This is a genomic window from Rossellomorea sp. FS2 (assembly GCF_047915635.1).
Lineage (GTDB): Bacteria > Bacillota > Bacilli > Bacillales > Bacillaceae_B > Rossellomorea > Rossellomorea marisflavi_A.
Map to the genome: position 1 here is coordinate 830359 of NZ_JBLRVS010000001.1, position 15803 is coordinate 846161.

Here is a 15803-nt window from a genome sequence, read left to right on the forward strand (position 1 = left end):
AAAAAATTTCGGGGTGGGAATCGAACCCACTAAGACCAGTCAAGAAACTGGTGGCGCACCTTTTGCCTTCCCTCCATTACAATCGCCCTATCTATAAATAGATCGCGTGTTCAGAACAATGTAATAGGAAATATTCTATATCCTTTCTGTATCATATAAGATAATCGACAAAAAGGGAATAGGGTAAATGCTGTTTTTTTGTATTTATTTTTTTAAGATTGTAAAGGTCGAAAAAACAGGAAGGGAAATCCGTCAATCCTATGCGTCACAAGGGATGGAGGGGATTGAAATCAATCCGTCCGCGCCCTTTTATAGGTTGCTGAAAGCCGTCCGTCCATTCACCAATGTGAGCACGGGTTTCGCCATGAAATGGAACGGATGATGGGTCCAGAGGACAAGATCAGCATCCTTCCCGGCTTCAATGCTGCCGACACGGTCCGATACGCCAAGGTTCCTGGCAGGAGCGAGGGTGATTCCCTCCAGGGCCTTCCCTTCATCGAGTCCTTCCCTCACAGCGATGGCAGCGCACATATTCAAATACTGAATCGGCGTATAAGGGTGGTCCGTAGTGATCGACACTTCGACGCCTGCTTCCGTCAATTTTTGATAGGTCATCCAGCTTTTATTCTTCAGTTCCACCTTGGAACGCCTCGTGAAGGTCGGACCGACGGATACTTTAAGATTCCGTCCCTGGAGTTCCTGGGCAATGAGATGACCTTCCGTACAATGTTCGATACGTAGGTCGAGGTTGAACTCATCGGCGAACCGGATGGCTGACAGGATATCGTCTGCCCTGTGGGCATGAATGCGGACCGGGATCTCCCGCTTCAGTGCAGCCACCAGCGGGGCAACCCGGAGGTCATCGGGATGGTCACAATATTTTGCAGTGAAGAAAGCTTCCCTGAGCATGCCCATGATGCCCATGCGCGTGATGGAATCATTGTTCCCGTTACTGTGGATCCGTTTGGGATTCTCCCCGAGTGCAAGCTTCAGTCCCGATGTCTTCCTGACGATCATGGAGCTGATGTTCGAACCGAACGTTTTGATGACAGATGTGGTGCCCCCGATGACATTGGCGCTTCCGGGCATCACATTGACCGTCGTCACCCCGTACTTCAGTGCGTCTGTAAACCCGGGGTCAAGGGGGTAGACACCGTCGAATGCCCGGACGTGGGGAGTCATGGGCTCGATGGTTTCGTTGGCGTCATTCCCCGCCCAGCCCGTCCCTTCATCATATAATCCCAGATGGGTATGGGCATCGATAAGCCCTGGGAGAAGATGCCGCCCCCCGCAGTCGATCCAAGGGATATCCGTGGCCTCGAAGGCACGTGCATACACCTGCCTGATGATGCCGTCCTCGATCAACACGGAGCCATTTTGAATCGGAGGACTTGAGATGGGGTAGATGGTTGCATTGGTTAAGAGTAATCGATTCATAAGGTCGTCCCTTCCTTATCAGGTAATAGTTCTATTGTAATCAATCCTGCCTGATAATAGAAGTCATCTTCTCTTCCGGCTCCGCAAGAAAGTAAACAATACGTAGAGCGATATCCCACCGATGGCAATTGCGGCCAAGGGTTTGATGTACCGTACGCCGATCACTTCGATGTGCTGCCAGTGTGTACCGAGCTGCATGCCGACAAGCAGGAACAGGAGCGTCCAAGGAAACATGGCGGCAAAGGTATACAAACAGAAAGAAGAGAGGGGCATCCTCGACATCCCCGCCGGTATACTGATGGCATGACGTACAACCGGGATGAACCGGGCCGTGAAAACGACGAAGGTCCCGTGTTTTTCAAACCATTTCTCAGCGGCCTCGATATGCCGGGGAGGCATGAGAAGGAATTTTCCATATCGATCAAAAAACGGGCGTCCACCATAGCGGCCGAGCCAGTATAAGAAAACCTGAGCAAGGGTCCCTCCGATCATCCCGCTCAGCATAGCTCCCACAAGACTAATCTGTCCGGCATGAACAAGATAGCCGGCATAGCCGAGGACCAGCTCGCTCGGGATCACTTCGACCATGAGGGCCGCCGCCACCCCGATATACCCCCAGTCACCCAGCGTGGATAAGAGCTGAAGGATCCAATCCGTATCCATGATCATCCACCTCCTAAAGGACTCCCGTAAACTGCAGGATCAAAATGGCGATACCCAGGGCCCAAACATAATATGAGAATACTTTCAGTGACCGTTTCTTGAGAAAATTGATCATCCCGACGATGGCGAAATATCCGAAGAGCCCTGCACTCACTGTCCCGATGAGGAGGCTTGTGAAGCTGATGGCTTCGGTGTGGCCGCTGAACAAGTCTTTTCCTTGCAGGACGATGCCCCCGAGTATAGCGGGAGTGGAGAGCAGGAAAGAAAAATAAGCGGCTGTCTCCCGGTCTAGCTTCCGGATGAGCCCTGCAGCAATGGTAAGCCCCGAACGGCTAAGGGCAGGAAAGATGGCAGCAGCCTGGAAGCTCCCGATCACCAAGGCATCGGTATAGGTTAGATCCTGCCGTTTCTTGTACCCGCCTTTCACATTGTCAGCGAAATACATGATGCACCCCGTCGCAATGAATTCCCACCCGATGGTGACACCGTTTTTAGAGATGCTGTCGAAAAAATCCTTGAAAAGCAGGCCGACGATGACAGCCGGTACCGTGCCGATGATAAGAATCAATGATAGTTTTGAAAACGGATGCCGGATCATGTGAAGAAGCTCTTTTTGATACACCACAAGGACGGCGATAAGCGTCCCGATATGAAGCATCGTATCGAGGAATAGACCGGCCTCCTCCAGTCCGAAGGCAAGCCTCCCGAGGTAAAGATGCCCCGTGCTCGAAATGGGCAGGAATTCCGTCAGCCCCTGGATGATCCCGAGAATGAATGCTTCTAATTTACTCAACACAAGACCGCCTTTCTTCCCTAATGGTATGGACAAACTCATTCCATTCACTTATATTCAAAAAGAGTCTAATCTATGAAAGTTTTCCAATCTGTGAAACTTTTGATTGATTCATGCGTACATATATATGAACTTATTATTTTTTTATGGAGGAATGAGAATTTATGGAAAGACCTATGCCTACAAGTGACGAAAAACTCATGGCGATGCTAATCTATTTGACAAGCTTCTTCACAACCTTCATCGGCCCCTTGATCATCTGGCTGATGAAGAGGGAGGACTCGGAATTTGTGGATTTCCACGGTAAGGAATACCTCAACTTCCTTATCTCTTATACGATTTACAGTATCGTAGCAAGTCTGTTGATGCTCATCCTCATCGGATTTGTCCTTCTTCCGGTGGTAGGAATCTTGGCCTTCGTCTTCACCATCATCGCGGCCGTTAAATCATACGGAGGGGAAACATACCGGATCCCGACCGTCATCCGTTTCATCAAATAAGTCAAAAGCCCCTGTTTCTACAGGGGCTTTTTTCTTTACGCATTGACAAATTTACCCTTAGATTGATAACTTTATAGAATCCACTAGGAGATAATACGCTCCAGCCGGCACAGCCGGGGAACAGGGGGAGGACATTGACAAGACTGGATAACAAAGACCGGTTGCTTCAATTGAGGCAGATCTTGAGCGAAGAGACGGATGAAGAAAGGCAGAAGACCCTGGATGATCTTATCTATCGCTTCAAGCAGCAATATGGTCCCGATGTGAAGTTGAATAAACATTCACTCAAAGATGATATGGAGCATCTGATTCAGAATGGATTCGATATCACCGTGAATCAGGAAAAAGAAGGGATGCCGAAGTACTATAGCCATCAGTACCGCCTCTTCGAACTGTACGAGCTTCGCATGCTCATCGACGCAGTCGTATCGGCGAAATTCATCTCGAGGAAAGAAACCCGTCAGCTGACAGGGAAGATCCGCCGGCTGACAAGTACCCATCAGGGGAAGAAGCTCCAAAATGAAATTCAGATCGATTCGTCGATCAAAAGCGAAAACCCCTATATCCGCCTCGCGATACATAAAATCCATGAAGCCATCGAACAAAGGAGGGTCATCACCTTTCAGTATGGGCGATACGATGTGGATAAGAAATTCCAGCTCAGCCATGAAGGACGGGTCTACCGTGTGAAACCCTATGCCCTCGCGTGGGCGAATGATTTCTATTACTTGATCGCTTATTATTTCGAGGCGGAAGAAATCCGTCATTACCGGGTGGACAGGCTTCAGAATGTAATGGAATCGGATGAAACCTTCGCCTATGAATCGTTTGATGTTTCAAGCTATACACAGTCAACATTCCATATGTTTGCAGGGGATGAAGAATGGATCAAGATCCGCTGCCGCAACAACTTGATCAATGTGATCATCGATAAGTTCGGCAAGGACATCTCGACGACCCGCGACGGAGAAGACCATTTCATCCTTACAACCAAAGCCCGGATAAGCGACGGCCTGGTGAACTGGATCCTCGGATTTGCATCCAAGATGATGGTCCTGTCACCGAAAACCCTTCAGGAGACCGTGAAAGAAGAGGTGGAAAACCTCCACCGGTTATATGATCGTGAATCGTGATGCGAGGGACCGGGCAGGGGTACTCCTAATCGAGGACGGCTGCATCGCCTTGATCAAACGCGTGAAGGGCGGCAGCATCTACTACGTGATTCCGGGAGGCGGGATCGAATCAGGTGAGACACCGCTGGAAGCCGCACGAAGGGAAGCACAAGAGGAGCTTGGGATAACGGTTGCGTCCCTACAGCCCTGCATGATGTTCAAGCAAAATGGTATCCATCATTATTTTCTTGTGGGAAAATATGAAGGGACGTTCGGAACAGGGGAAGGGTATGAGTACTCAGGGCATTCAAGCGGCAGCTATGAGCCCGTCTGGATGCCGCTGGACGAAGCGGTGTCTATTCCCCTTTACCCCGAGCAAGTGAAATCGTTACTAGTGAATCGGTAAGGAGGAACCATCATGATGATCAACGGAGGACTTGTATTGGAAGGCGGGGGCATGCGTGGGATCTATACGGCAGGTGCCCTTGAATACTTCCTTGAGCAGGGAGTGGACTTTCCTTATGTGATCGGGGTATCGGCCGGGGCGTGTAACGCCGCATCCTACCTATCGAGACAAAAAGGGAGGAATCGCAAGGTCAATGTCGATTTCATCCATGACCCCCGCTATCTGTCCTGGAGGAATTACTGGAAGACCGGGGAACTTTTCGGGATGGACTATGTTTTTGAAGAGATTCCGAGGAAAATCGTGCCGTTCGATTTCGATGCGTTCGCATCAAATGAGAGTGAATTCGTGATCGGGACGACCAACTGTGCAACAGGAAAACCTCAGTATTTCCGAAGGAGTGACTATGGGGACGAGCTCCTCACAGCGATCAGGGCGTCCAGTTCCCTTCCATTTGTAGCGCCCATCGTGAACTTATCTGGCCACGAACTGCTCGATGGCGGCATCAGCGATCCAGTGCCTTTCCAGCAGGCAGAACGGGATGGATATAAGAAGAATGTAGTCATTTTGACGCGGAACCGTGGGTATATGAAAAAACCGTCCCGGTTCTCTTATTTCGTGAAGAGGAAATATCCCCAGTATCCTCATTTGTACCATGCACTGAAAAATCGGTATCTTCATTACAACCAAACGATTGCTGAACTCGAGGAAAAAGAGCGGAGGGGGGAAGTCATCATCATCCAGCCCCAGGAACCACTCCAAGTAAGCAGGATCGAGAAAAACCCTGCTAAACTGGATGCTCTTTACCAACAGGGGTATCGAGACGCAGAAGCACAGCTGAACCGGATTTTATCGTGGACATAAGAGCTGGGACAAACGTGTTTAGTAAAGCCCGAATTCAATTGCCTACAGTCAGGCACTTGAATTCGGGTTTTTAGTTTGTTTCCTGTGACCATTCAGATCATTGTTTCCAGCTGGAGTGCAAGACGAAGACTCCTGCTGGAAGAGTAGCTGATGTGAGATCCCGCAGGCTTGCCGAGGAGGCTCACGGGCTCCCCGAAGTCTTTCCCGGAAATCATGAGCGGTATAAAGAACCTGCATTGATCGGGTTCGTCATGTCATGGTACCTTTTTCGTGTTGACCCAACTTCTTTTCTGTTCTGCATGTGATGGATGGTTCATAGCATAGTAGTGATTCCTGCTTGAAAGGACGGGCTTAAATGAATCTCTATCAAATCTACAAGAACGAGCAGTATACCCTCCTTTTCAGGGGAACGATGTACTTCCTGGTCGGTGTCGGCATGCTCCTCGTCATGCATGACCTTTTCTATTTTCCCCTGTTGATTTTCATACCTGCCTGTTCCAATCTGTATCTTTCAGTCAGTATGAACAGGGAGTTGAGGAAAGCGTACCGAATCTGGTTCCGCGAATTGCCGGTATCAAGCAGCACACTGATTGGGGTCTCAACGAAGGAAGGGTATTTTTTTGTGAAGACCAATGGATGGGTGAAGTATGCCATCCATCGGCAGCAGCCCCTCAGTCCCAGAAAAGATTACGCCTTTTACAGGGAAAATAAAGATCCCCTTCCGATTTTAAAGAGAAAGCGGGTCCTGAACATGGATCATTCCGTGGGAAAACGGTTCATCTTAAAATACGCCAGCCGGACCGCTCTCGAGTGGAGAAGCCTTGAGAATGATAAAATCCTGATTTATAAGGGGGCCGAAAAGTGGATACTGAACTTTAATGGCGTAAATATGTTTGCCATCCAAACCGGGATTCTGCCGACGAACCTCCATGCCATTTTTGATGCCCACCACACCTTGATTACGATGTATGAATCCTACTCGGATGAATTGGACTGGTTATTCGCCTTTCTTTGGCATCTTGATCAGGAGTTCTATATCACGCCATAAGAAAACCGCCCACTTGAAAAAGAACGTACGTTCGTATATAATCAGCTCATACCAGGCAGAATGGAGTGGGCTTATGGACCCCTTGATGAGAAAAGCGATCGAAGAAGATATACTATTGAAAATCATCTATATCGACCGTCAATCCCGGCTGAGTGAGAGGGTCATACACGTTGTGTCCATAACCGCTACCCATGTTCGTGCCTACTGTCATACGAAGCGGGGGATCAGGATGTTCCGGCGTGAGAATATCCTTTCAGCGGGGATGATCAGGGATAGGAAATTCGGCGCATGAGGGCACCGAGATCCCGTCCGCAACAGGTAGATCGAGTGATATCACGCAGCTGAGGCAAAAAACTCAATGCTTGACAATCAATTTGTGTTGAGGTGATAATCAGTACATAATCGAATAGGTTTCCTTCGGGGCAGGGTGGAATTCCCTACCGGCGGTGATGAGCGTATGCTCTCAGTCCGTGACCCGGCTAATGGTTATTAGACGGTGGATTTGGTGAAACTCCAAAGCCGACAGTGAAAGTCTGGATGGGAGAAGGAACGGCAAGTGTGTATCACTGATTTTTTAAACGATCAGGATAGATGCTTTATTTCGTCATGCCAAACTTCCCCCAAGACTACGTTCTTGGGGTTTTTTTATGAATGAATCAGGAGGTGAATGAAGAAATTGGAACTCAATGAATACATGAACCTTGCCCTTCAACTGGCAAGGGCCACTCAAGGACAGACCTCACCAAACCCGGTCGTGGGAGCAGTGGTGGTTAAAGATGGTTCCATTGTGGGCACCGGATCGCATCTCAAGGCAGGCGGCCCTCATGCAGAGGTCCATGCAATCAGGGAAGCGGGTGATAAAGCCGAAGGGGCAGATATATATGTGACCCTCGAGCCTTGTTCCCATCACGGGCGTACGCCTCCGTGTGCAAACCTGATCATCGAGAGCGGGATCAAACGCGTTTTCATCGCTTGCAAGGATCCCAATCCTCTTGTAGGAGGGAGGGGAATCGAGCGGTTGAAGGAAGCAGGCATTGATGTCCACCTCGGCATGGGAGAGTCAGAAGCCCTTGAGCTCAATAAGCATTTCTTCCACTTCATCCGGACAGGCACACCCTTTGTGACGCTGAAGTCCGCCGTGACATTGGACGGCAAGACTGCCTCTTCGTCCGGAGAAAGTAAATGGATCACATCGCAACAATCAAGACTGGACGTCCACTATGATCGTCACCGGCATGACGCGATAGTAGTTGGAGTCAACACCATCATTCAAGACAATCCGCACCTGACCACCCGTTTGCCCCAAGGTGGAAAAAACCCCATTCGACTTATCGTGGATACGCACCTGCGTACCCCGATTCACTCCCATATCATTCAAGATCGTCAAAGCCCGACCATCCTCATCACAGGATGTGAGGTGCCTGAGTTTCGTAAGCAGGCATACATTCAGGAGGGATGTGAAATACTCTCCCTATCAAGTCCGGCCATCACCATGAAAGAGCTTGTCGGTGAGCTTGGAAAAAAATCGATTACCTCGGTTTATGTAGAAGGTGGAAGCAGCATTCACGGCAGCTTCCTTCAGGAGGAGGCCTTCCAGGAGCTCATCCTTTATATGGCCCCGAAACTGCTCGGAGGACGGAACTCGTTCCCAAGCTTCGGCGGAGATGGTTTCCCATCCATAGCCGAAGGGCTCCCCGTGGAGATCCAAAGTATCGAAACAATCGGGAAAGACATTAAGATTACCGCGGTACCCCAGGAAAGAAAGGAAGGTCGAGCATGTTCACAGGAATCATAGAAGAAATCGGCAGTGTGAAGGCCGTACGTTCATCCGCCTCTTCCATGGAGCTGAAGCTTGCTGCAGGAAAGGTCCTGGGTGATGTGGCAATCGGAGACAGTATATCGGTGAACGGAGTATGCCTGACGGTCACCACATTTTCAAAAAATGAGTTTACAGCAGATGTGATGCCAGAAACCTTCAAAGGGACGTCCCTCAGGAACCTTAAAACGGGAACCCGGGTGAACCTTGAGCGTGCGATGGCGGCAGGAGGCAGGTTCGGCGGTCACTTCGTCAACGGCCACGTGGATGCAGTCGGCACCATCAAAAGCCTGCAGGAACTGGAAAATGCCCTTTACGTCACCATCAAAATCCCTTCGGACCTTTCTGTGTTCTTTGTCCAGAAAGGATCCGTCGCCATCGACGGTACGTCCCTGACCGTATTCGGCATCACAGATGATTCCATCACGGTCTCTCTTATTCCACAAACGAAAGAAGACACGGTCCTCGGATCCAAGAAGATCGGTGATGAGGTCAACATCGAGTGTGACATGATGGCAAAGTATATCCACCGATTTTTTACAAAGGAAACTGAAACAACAGCAAAGAAAAGCTTGAGCTATGATTTCCTATCCGATCATGGCTTCGCTGACTAACCAGGGAGGGAATAGGATGTTCAACACAATCGAAGAAGCCATCCGCGATCTCCGCGAAGGTAAACCCGTCATCGTCATCGATGATGAGAACAGGGAAAATGAAGGGGATTTTGTCGCCCTTGCTGAAGGTGTCACGCCGGAGGTCATCAATTTCATGGCCAGGGAAGGGCGGGGGTTGATCTGCACACCCGTAGATGAGGAGATTGCAGGCCGGCTCCATTTGAATCAGATGACTTCGACCAATACGGATCATCACGGGACAGCATTCACGATAAGCGTCGATCATGCTTCTGCAAAGACGGGGATCAGCGCATTCGAACGCGCCCATACCATCAAAGAATTAGTGAATCCGCACTCGAAGCCAGAGGATTTTAAGCGCCCGGGGCATGTGTTCCCACTTGTGGCAAAACCCGGTGGTGTGTTAAAAAGGGCGGGACATACGGAAGCAGCCGTCGATCTCGCCCGCCTTGCAGGTTCGACACCCGCAGGGGTGATCTGTGAAATCATGAATGAGGATGGCAGTATGGCGAGGGTCCCCGACCTCAAGGTCCTTGCTGAGAAGTGGGACCTTTCCTTCATCACGATCGAAGAGCTCATCCGATTCCGGAGGAAGGAGGACAAGCTGATCAATCGCGAGGTGGAGATCAGTCTGCCGACAGATTTCGGTGATTTCAAGGCGATCGGTTATACAGAGGTCCTCACAGGCAAAGAGCACGTTGCCCTTATGAAAGGGGAATGGACCGAAGAAGAGGAGGTCCTTGTCAGGGTCCACTCGGAATGCCTCACAGGTGATGTATTCGGGTCCAACCGCTGTGACTGCGGTCCCCAGCTTGCAACGGCACTGACCCAGATCGAACATGAAGGGAAAGGGCTCCTGTTGTACATGAGGCAGGAAGGACGAGGAATCGGACTGATCAACAAGCTGAAAGCGTATAAGCTTCAGGAAGAAGGCTATGACACCGTGGAAGCGAATCATAAGCTCGGCTTTGATGCCGATCTGAGGGAATATGGAATCGGTGCCCAGATCCTGAGAGATCTCGGGGTGAAGAAAATGAGGCTACTGACCAATAACCCCAGGAAGATTGCGGGGATCAAAGGCTATGGTCTCACCATTTCCGAGCGGGTGCCGATCCAGCTCCCTTTCAAGGAAGCAAATGAAAAATATTTAAAAACCAAACAAGCTAAGCTTGGGCACTTATTAAAATTCTAAACATACCAATGGAGGGAAACAACATGACAAAAACATTTGAAGGAAATCTTGTAGGTACTGGCCTGAAAGTAGCCATCGTCGTATCACGTTTCAACGAATTCATCACGTCCAAACTTCTGGGTGGTGCAGAGGATGCGCTTAAGCGCCATGGTGTCGAGGAAGCGGACGTCTCAGTCACATGGGTGCCGGGAGCATTTGAAATCCCGATGATCGCCAAGAAGCTTGCCCGTACAGGGAACTATGATGCCGTCATCACGCTCGGAACGGTCATCCGCGGTGCGACACCGCACTTTGAATATGTGAGCGGAGAGGTGGCAAAAGGAGTTGCAAACCTGGGAATGCAGGAAGAAATACCTGTCATCTTCGGAGTGTTGACAACCGATACGATCGAGCAGGCCATCGAGCGTGCTGGGACTAAAGCAGGGAATAAAGGCTGGGAAGCGGCTGTTTCAGCAATCGAAATGGCGAACCTGATCCGTTCCATCGAACAAGGATGACTATTGGCAACGCACTCTTTATCTGCTAAAATAAAGTCTTGTGGCTCCCCGGAGTAATCCGGGTGACGCGGGTAGGGAGAGGGCAGTTTTATAGGAAGATTGTATGAAAGCATTTGAACATGTGTTTAAGTTTAAAGCGCATGGCACTTCACTGAAACAGGAAATGCTTGCAGGGTCGGTTGGCTATTTCACCATCGTGTATATCATCGCCGTTAACGCCCTGATTCTTTCTGAAGCTGGTATACCGTTTGAAGGAGCCGTATTGGCGACGATCCTGGCGTCATTCGTCGGATGTCTCGTCATGGCGTTCTGGGCGAACGCCCCCATCCTTCTAGTACCAGGCATGGGAATCAATGCGATGTTTACGTTCACGCTTGTGAAATCGTCCGGCCTCAGCTGGCAGGAAGCGCTCGGAGTGGTCTTGATATCAGGGATCCTTTTCATGGTCATTGCGTTTACGCGACTTTCAGGCGTGCTATCGCGGGCCATACCCCAGGTGCTGAAAGAGGCCATCACGGTCGGCCTCGGAATGTTCCTCATGTTCATCGGCCTTGAAAAGGGCGGGATCATCCAGAGGGGGGAGAGTTCGATCATCACGATCGGGGACTTCAGTGATTGGAAGGTTGTTGCAACCCTCCTCACATTACTCCTCACCATGTTCCTTTTCATCCGGAATGTGAAGGGCCAATTCCTTTGGAGCATCGCTTTCGGAACCATTCTTGGACTGGTGCTCGGAATCGAGCCGTCGGCGTCATCGACTGCATTCCATTGGAGTCAGTACGGTGATGTCTTCGGCCAGATTTCGTTCAAGGCCATCGTGGATATCCCGTTTTGGATAGCCGTATTTTCCATGACGATGGTCCTCGTATTCGAGAATATCGGCCTTGTGAGCGGGCATACGGCCATGATCGGGCAGGAGCATAAGTATCCTCGGGCGTTCCAGGCCAATGCATTTTCTGCATTGACCTCCGGGATCTTCGGCACCAGCCCCACCGTTTCTACGGTGGAAAGCGCAGCTGCCATGACAGCTGGAGGGCGTACGGGCATGACATCATTCACCACAGGTGTCCTGTTCCTTGCTTCGGTTTTGTTTATTCCTTACCTGAAGTGGATTCCCGATCATGCGATTGCACCGATCCTGATCGTGATCGGAGGCGTGATGATCCAGAATATCCGGCATATGGACCTGGGCGATCTGACGGAAGCCCTTCCGGCGATCTTCATCATCGCTATGATCCCATTCACCTACAGCATTGCTGACGGCATCGCATTCGGATTCGTTCTGTATCCGATTTTGAAGGTAGCAACGGGTAAGGCAAAGGAAGTGTCTTTGACGCTATATATCATTGCAGCATTGTTCCTCTTGAATTTCATCGTCCATGCGATTCACTAGGAAAAAACATGCACGTGCGCCTGTCGCACGTGCATGTTTTTTTTTGAACGGGTTAACAGTGATTTCCATCGATTGAGGACACCGGCGGCTATACAAGATCGTGGGAGATCCCCCTTACCAAACAGGTTTGTACTCGCCGGGAGTCAGGAACTTTCTTTGAGGTTTGATGTAGTGCTTCAGCTCTACCATGAGGAGTCTCTGAAGCGCTTTTGATTGAACTTGCCCGGCGATATCGGCAGGAAAAGGGAAAATGCCGATTTCATTGAACTTTACGCGATACATCCCTTCATGGATCAGCTCTTTTTCCTGATCAAACACCTTTGCCAGCACATGGACGTGCCTCGATTCGTTCCCGTCATATGCCTCTTCCACCTTTTTCACCTGAAAGCGGAAGCTGAACTCCTCCTTCATGCTCATCCCTCCTATCAGATTGCTTTTATCTATGATTGCACATCGGGCACGTTTATGGCAATCTAGTACTATTATGATTTTATGGATAGCACAACTGGAGGCGGAAAAGAGTGAAAATTGACGTAACGAAGTGTCATGGATCTGGAAATGATTTTCTATTGTTGGATGAAGTCGGGAAAGGCTACGATTTTACCGATGAGGATCGAAGGGCACTGACCCTCACCCTTTGCAACCGGGAAACGGGCCCGGGAGCGGATGGGATCTTATTCGTCCTTGACAGCGATAGATGTGATGCCATGATGAGAGTATTCAATTCCGATGGTTCTGAAGCCTCGATGTGTGGGAACGGCCTGCGCTGTGTCGGACGATACGTGTGTGAAAAGATCGGGAAGGACGACATCATGGTGGAAACGATGAAAGCAGATCTCCACGTATCGAAAGAGGAAGAGGTGTACGTTGGGATCCCCACGTACAATGTCGAGATTTCACCGGTCCTATTCGATTTATCTTCCCTCCCGATGAGTGGAAACGGAGAGAAGTTGATTGACGAAAAGGTGGAGGGTCTCCAGAGTGATAGGAGATTCACTGCACTGGCCGTCCCCAACCCTCATTTGATTGCCGTGGTCGACCGTGATGTGCTGTCAGGGAATGAGCAAAAGGACATCTCGGACTACCTTAACGGACCGAATCCGTTATGCCCGGACGGAGTGAATGTGAGCTATGTGACTATCATAGAGGAGGGGGCAATCTTTGTCAGGACCTATGAGCGTGGAGTAGGATTCACCAACGCATGCGGCACGGCGATGTCGGCTTCCACTCTCGTGACATGCCTTCTCGGTTATAACGCGAAAGGAGAGGCGGTCGATGTGTATAATCCCGGCGGCAAAGTAAGGGTCGTCGTAAATGAACACGCCGATGGCACATATTCCATGGAGCTGATCGGGAATGCCACTTATATGTACGAAGCGACCATACAGTGGGATCGTGCGTTCCCGGACCGCTATGATTTGGAAGCGAAGAAGGAGCTTGAAGAGAATGTTGCGTATCGTCAGTTGGAGGAGCATGCGGCGTCACTTGTGAAAGAAAAGGTTTTCCTGTAAACAGATAAAAGCCGGCATCCGTTCGAAACATGAGCGGCTGCCGGTTTTTTTGGATCATCCATTTGATCGTAAAAAGGTCATGACTTCTTTGAACGGTTGTTGCTCCCCCGCAGTATAATAGCCAGAAAACGGACAGCCGATCTCCCTGAAACGCTTTACGACGGCTTCCATTGTGAAACGGGAGGGATCCAGATCACGATTCACTTCCTCCCAAAGGAGCGGAGTGGAGACGAGACCTTCATTATTCCCCCTGACCGAATAGGGGGATACAAGTGTCTTGCCGGGTCCATGTTGGACATAGTCGATATAGAGTCGCCCGTTTCGTTCTTTTTTCAATCTTTCAACCGTGAACTCTTCAGGGTGGGTTGACACGAGGTAGCGGGCAATGAATTCGGTGAAGAGCCGGGTGTCATCCCATGTATATCCCCTGGGGATGGGGATATGTACTTGAAGCCCTTTATTCCCTGAGGTTTTGACGAAGCTCCGCAGGTGGAGGCGATCAAGGATATCTTTCAGGATCAGGCCTGCCTTGACGGCAAGCGGAAAGGCCGAGCGGTCAGGCGGGTCAAGGTCGAAGGCAATCTCGAACACATCGTCCCTTCCCTGGAGCTGAAAGGGGACATGGAGCTCGAGGGCCAGCTGATTTCCAAGCCACATCAGGGTGTCGATCGCATGGCACAGGGTATAATCGATGGAATCGTCCCTGACCGTTTTCACAAAATCCGGGGCATGTTCAGGCGTGTTCTTTTGGTAAAAGGATTCCCCGAAGATTCCGTGGGGATAACGGATGCAGGTGAGAGCCCGTCCATGGAGAAATGGAAGGAGTGCACCTGATACCTTCCGCAAATAATGCAGGTAATCAAGTTTCGATATACCTTCGAAAATCGGTTTTTCAGGGTGGGTGACGGATATACTGCCGGGAAGGCTCAGTTCATCCATCCTGAAGCGCTCTTCGGTACAGCTTTCCGGTGCTTCGGAAAAAAGGAACCGGCTGAAATGGGGCTCGCGTAACCCATCATCATAGCGCTCAAGATAGTGAAGCTCTACGGTGATCGCAGGCGAAATGGAAAAGAATGTACCATCTTTGCCGGTATGATTCTCATAGATGATGTGTTTCAGGGATCTCTTTTCCTCGGGATTCAGACCGAAGTGGAATGCCCCCAGGGATACGATTTCTTCCCCTTTATAGACCCCTACATAGAAGTAATCATTTCCGGATTCCCATCCTGTGATGAAGCAAGAACAGGTTTTCCAGTTTTTCACCTTGACCCAATCGGAGCTTCGGACCCCTTCTTCCCACATGCTGTTCTTCTTCTTGAATACAAGGCCTTCTCCCTCCTGATCGTACACGTTCTTGAGAAGCTCGTGATGATCATTGGTAAAGGGGATCATTTGCACTAGGGCCCGGTGGTGGGGGGAAGGAGTTGTTGGAAGACCTGCCCGACTGAATAGCGCAAGTAGGGCCTCTTTACGCTTTTCATAAGGGAGATCCTTTGTATTCTTGGATCCGGTGTGAAGAAGGTCAAAGCACAGGAAAACGGCTGGTCTGATCGATGCCGCACGGTGTATGTTCTTTTGATTCTTCATTCGGCCTCTCGCCTGGAGGGCCCTGAATTCCGATGAGAGGGCCGTGCGGAGAAGGACGATTTCCCCGTCTAGCATGAGGGGCACCGGAAGCATATCGTCTTCGAGCATTTGGCGGATATACTGTTCAATCTCAGGGAAATGAGGCAGGAGGTTCGTTCCATTCCGGCTGGTGAGAGTCATGCTTTCATGTGTTTCAATCTGGAGGATTCCCCTGAATCCGTCATACTTCACTTCGGACAGCCACATGTCCCCTTCGGGCGGATCCGGCGTCAGTGTTGGCAGCATGGGCTTCATCATCTAGCACCTTCCTTGTGAGCATCTACTTTAAAATCTTTACCGATAGTATGTCCTGTTT

18 protein-coding genes and 1 riboswitch are annotated in these 15803 nt (G+C 50.1%); of the genes, 12 read left to right on the forward strand and 6 right to left on the reverse strand.

Annotated features, from left to right (window positions below; all coding sequences use genetic code 11):
• Positions 1 to 309: 309 nt before the first annotated feature.
• From ACNA6I_RS04460 to ACNA6I_RS04470, 3 genes are all read right to left on the reverse strand, one after another.
• Positions 310 to 1437, reverse strand: coding sequence for an amidohydrolase (locus tag ACNA6I_RS04460; RefSeq protein ID WP_048014938.1), 1128 nt, complete (start codon positions 1435 to 1437; stop codon positions 310 to 312).
• 63 nt (positions 1438 to 1500) lie between these two features.
• Positions 1501 to 2100, reverse strand: a complete 600-nt coding sequence (locus ACNA6I_RS04465) for a DedA family protein (RefSeq protein ID WP_048014937.1) — start codon at positions 2098 to 2100, stop codon at positions 1501 to 1503.
• 13 nt (positions 2101 to 2113) lie between these two features.
• Positions 2114 to 2893: an undecaprenyl-diphosphate phosphatase gene (locus tag ACNA6I_RS04470; protein ID WP_416312979.1), complete on the reverse strand. Its 780-nt coding sequence runs from the start codon at positions 2891 to 2893 to the stop codon at positions 2114 to 2116.
• 176 nt (positions 2894 to 3069) lie between these two features.
• On the opposite strand from ACNA6I_RS04470, the gene ACNA6I_RS04475 reads away from it, so the two are divergent.
• From ACNA6I_RS04475 to ACNA6I_RS04490, 4 genes are all read left to right on the forward strand, one after another.
• Positions 3070 to 3393 (forward strand): DUF4870 domain-containing protein, encoded by a 324-nt coding sequence (locus ACNA6I_RS04475; RefSeq protein ID WP_187427066.1) that lies wholly within the window; start codon positions 3070 to 3072, stop codon positions 3391 to 3393.
• A 134-nt stretch (positions 3394 to 3527) separates the two neighbouring features.
• Positions 3528 to 4526, forward strand: a complete 999-nt coding sequence (locus ACNA6I_RS04480) for a helix-turn-helix transcriptional regulator (protein WP_416312980.1) — start codon at positions 3528 to 3530, stop codon at positions 4524 to 4526.
• Complete coding sequence (locus ACNA6I_RS04485; RefSeq protein ID WP_048003847.1) at positions 4510 to 4911, forward strand: NUDIX hydrolase; 402 nt, start codon at positions 4510 to 4512, stop codon at positions 4909 to 4911. Before ACNA6I_RS04480 ends, ACNA6I_RS04485 begins: the two co-directional genes overlap by 17 nt.
• 12 nt (positions 4912 to 4923) lie before the next feature.
• Positions 4924 to 5772, forward strand: a complete 849-nt coding sequence (locus ACNA6I_RS04490; protein ID WP_416312981.1) for a patatin-like phospholipase family protein — start codon at positions 4924 to 4926, stop codon at positions 5770 to 5772.
• Positions 5773 to 5864: 92 nt separating this feature from the next.
• Here the strand turns inward: ACNA6I_RS04490 and ACNA6I_RS04495 are convergent, their stop codons facing one another.
• On the reverse strand, positions 5865 to 5987 hold the full coding sequence (locus tag ACNA6I_RS04495; RefSeq protein ID WP_262370504.1) for a hypothetical protein: 123 nt from the start codon (positions 5985 to 5987) through the stop codon (positions 5865 to 5867).
• 140 nt (positions 5988 to 6127) lie between these two features.
• Between ACNA6I_RS04495 and ACNA6I_RS04500 the strand changes: the two genes are divergently transcribed.
• The 7 genes from ACNA6I_RS04500 to ACNA6I_RS04530 all read left to right on the forward strand — a co-directional run bounded on the left by ACNA6I_RS04500 (position 6128) and on the right by ACNA6I_RS04530 (position 12350).
• Positions 6128 to 6820 (forward strand): hypothetical protein, encoded by a 693-nt coding sequence (locus ACNA6I_RS04500; protein ID WP_048003845.1) that lies wholly within the window; start codon positions 6128 to 6130, stop codon positions 6818 to 6820.
• 85 nt (positions 6821 to 6905) lie between these two features.
• Positions 6906 to 7112: a hypothetical protein gene (locus tag ACNA6I_RS04505; protein WP_156489347.1), complete on the forward strand. Its 207-nt coding sequence runs from the start codon at positions 6906 to 6908 to the stop codon at positions 7110 to 7112.
• Between the two features lie 117 nt (positions 7113 to 7229).
• Positions 7230 to 7373: riboswitch (FMN riboswitch) on the forward strand.
• A gap of 114 nt (positions 7374 to 7487) precedes the next feature.
• Positions 7488 to 8615, forward strand: coding sequence for a bifunctional diaminohydroxyphosphoribosylaminopyrimidine deaminase/5-amino-6-(5-phosphoribosylamino)uracil reductase RibD (gene ribD, locus ACNA6I_RS04510; RefSeq protein WP_148795304.1), 1128 nt, complete (start codon positions 7488 to 7490; stop codon positions 8613 to 8615).
• On the forward strand, positions 8597 to 9250 hold the full coding sequence (ribE, locus tag ACNA6I_RS04515; RefSeq protein ID WP_416312982.1) for a riboflavin synthase: 654 nt from the start codon (positions 8597 to 8599) through the stop codon (positions 9248 to 9250). Before ribD ends, ribE (ACNA6I_RS04515) begins: the two co-directional genes overlap by 19 nt.
• A 16-nt stretch (positions 9251 to 9266) precedes the next feature.
• A complete protein-coding gene (locus ACNA6I_RS04520; protein WP_048014935.1) occupies positions 9267 to 10460 on the forward strand; it encodes a bifunctional 3,4-dihydroxy-2-butanone-4-phosphate synthase/GTP cyclohydrolase II in 1194 nt (397 codons plus the stop codon).
• Between the two features lie 23 nt (positions 10461 to 10483).
• Positions 10484 to 10957 carry a 6,7-dimethyl-8-ribityllumazine synthase gene (ribE, locus tag ACNA6I_RS04525; RefSeq protein WP_053426849.1) on the forward strand — a complete coding sequence of 158 codons (474 nt, stop codon included), beginning with the start codon at positions 10484 to 10486 and terminating at the stop codon, positions 10955 to 10957.
• Positions 10958 to 11060: 103 nt separating this feature from the next.
• Complete coding sequence (locus tag ACNA6I_RS04530) at positions 11061 to 12350, forward strand: NCS2 family permease (protein WP_048003839.1); 1290 nt, start codon at positions 11061 to 11063, stop codon at positions 12348 to 12350.
• 114 nt (positions 12351 to 12464) lie between these two features.
• On the opposite strand, the gene ACNA6I_RS04535 is transcribed toward ACNA6I_RS04530, so the two are convergent.
• Positions 12465 to 12761: a hypothetical protein gene (locus ACNA6I_RS04535; RefSeq protein WP_416312983.1), complete on the reverse strand. Its 297-nt coding sequence runs from the start codon at positions 12759 to 12761 to the stop codon at positions 12465 to 12467.
• A gap of 110 nt (positions 12762 to 12871) precedes the next feature.
• Here ACNA6I_RS04535 and dapF point away from each other — a divergent pair, with 110 nt between their 5' ends.
• On the forward strand, positions 12872 to 13861 hold the full coding sequence (dapF, locus tag ACNA6I_RS04540; RefSeq protein ID WP_048014932.1) for a diaminopimelate epimerase: 990 nt from the start codon (positions 12872 to 12874) through the stop codon (positions 13859 to 13861).
• A gap of 54 nt (positions 13862 to 13915) precedes the next feature.
• On the opposite strand, the gene ligD is transcribed toward dapF, so the two are convergent.
• Positions 13916 to 15745, reverse strand: a complete 1830-nt coding sequence (gene ligD, locus ACNA6I_RS04545) for a DNA ligase D (protein ID WP_416312984.1) — start codon at positions 15743 to 15745, stop codon at positions 13916 to 13918.
• Positions 15746 to 15803: the final 58 nt, after the last annotated feature.